The following is a 1,652-nucleotide window of genomic DNA, read 5'->3' as shown; positions in this document are numbered from 1 at the left end:
AATTTACGTGTTCTGCAAATAGTTCTGGAAATTGAAACAGATGCCCGTGACCAGAATCAGGATATATAATCAGCTGTGCTTTGGGTAATTTCTCTGTTAAGATATAACTGTTTTTAGTCGGTACCATCACATCATTAACACCATTAGTAACAAGTACAGGGTGTTTGATGTTTTGTAACCATTCATAATCATGATTAGATTTTTGTTTAGCCCATTTTGCAATGGCTTGTAATTGTGCCTCTTTTACTTGTTCTGAACTGTTTACTTTTTTCTGATTAGAAATTCTTTGTAATGAAGCCATTCCTGCAGATTTACTTGTTTCGGTTTGTTCGTAGAAAAAGAACATAAAATCATTTATTCCATCTTCTTCCGTTCCGCCGTGACGATTCATTCTTTCAAAAATCTCTGGATTTGGATTAATACCAGATTCAGGCGAAGTACCTGCCATAATAATTTTTCTTACTAAATCTCCTTCTTGTAAAGCTAGCTCTTGTGCAACCATGCCACCAATGGAAAAACCAAGAATGTCAACTTGTTCTAATCCAAGAGTTTTTATAAATGTTGCTGTATCTTTTGCCATATCAGCAATTGTAGTAGGCGTTAGTCCATCGGTCTCACCAACCCCTTTATTGTCAAATAAGATTACTGGGCGTGTATTTGCAATAGGTTCAAGCATGTTTGGATCCCAGTTTTCCATCGTTCCTCTAAAGTGAACAAGAAATACTACTGGTATACCATCTTGTGTACCAAATTTTCTATATGCGTAACGAGTTCCATCTGCTTCAATAAATTCTGATTCTGTTGGTATTTTAAAGTTTGCCATTTTTGTGTCCTCCTTAGAAATTAAAAAACGATTTTATAAGTATGCATTATGATGGTTTGTTTCATGCCGATTTTAGAACGAGCGTTCTAAAATCGGTAAAAAAAGAAAGCTAGCCCAACACTGAAAGTGCTAGAGTGATGATGCCTTCTAATTCTTTTTTATTGTAATTAGTTTTTATTAGTACTCTTATACCTACCAAATTGTTGTGTAAGAAACGAGATGTGTTATCAGAATCGATTTCTTTTGATAGCTCTCCACTAGTTTGGCCCCGTTTTATAAGGTTATTAAACATATCTTCAGTACGGTTAAACATTTTTGTAACTATGCGTCCAATTTCTTTGTCCAACAAAGATAATTCAATGGCTGCATTTACTGATAGACAACCTTTTGGGTATTGTTCAATGGAATTCAGTATGAAAATAAAAACTTCACGTATCGCCTGTTTAATGGATGAAGTGCTGCTAATTATGCTTTCCATCTCATTGACGATGAGCTCTTCATAGTGATTAAGGGAAGCTAAAAACAGTGAACGCTTGTCACCAAATGTGTCATATATACTCCCGCGGTGTATCCCCATATGATCCACCAAATCTTGCATGGATGTTTTTTCATAACCCTGTTCCCAGAAAAGCTCCATTGCTTTTCTTAATACTGCTTTTTCATCAAACTCTTTACTTCTAGCCATTTTATTTCTCCTTAAAAAAATCCATGAACCAATACTAACAAAAACAAACGTCATAATCTATTATAGAATGAACGTTCTAAAATAAACACATGAATTTCAAACCATGATTAAATAATACCCTTTTTAGAACGATTAGTAAAGAAT

The 1,652-nt window shown here is 34.3% G+C and carries 2 protein-coding genes; both read right to left on the bottom strand.

Annotated elements, in window-relative coordinates:
• Window positions 1-823 (bottom strand): alpha/beta fold hydrolase (locus COJ46_RS19470; protein ID WP_098566211.1); only part of this gene is annotated, 823 nt, incomplete at its 3' end.
• 109 nt (window positions 824-932) lie between these two features.
• Entirely contained in the window at window positions 933-1,508 is a 576-nt protein-coding gene (locus tag COJ46_RS19465; protein WP_098566210.1) for a TetR/AcrR family transcriptional regulator, read from the bottom strand.
• Window positions 1,509-1,652 lie beyond the last annotated feature (144 nt).

The organism is Bacillus sp. AFS077874 (assembly GCF_002566505.1).
Taxonomy (GTDB): Bacteria; Bacillota; Bacilli; order Bacillales; family Bacillaceae_G; genus Gottfriedia.
Note: the sequence above shows the minus strand (reverse complement) of the source record. Positions and strands in the feature narration are given on the sequence as shown.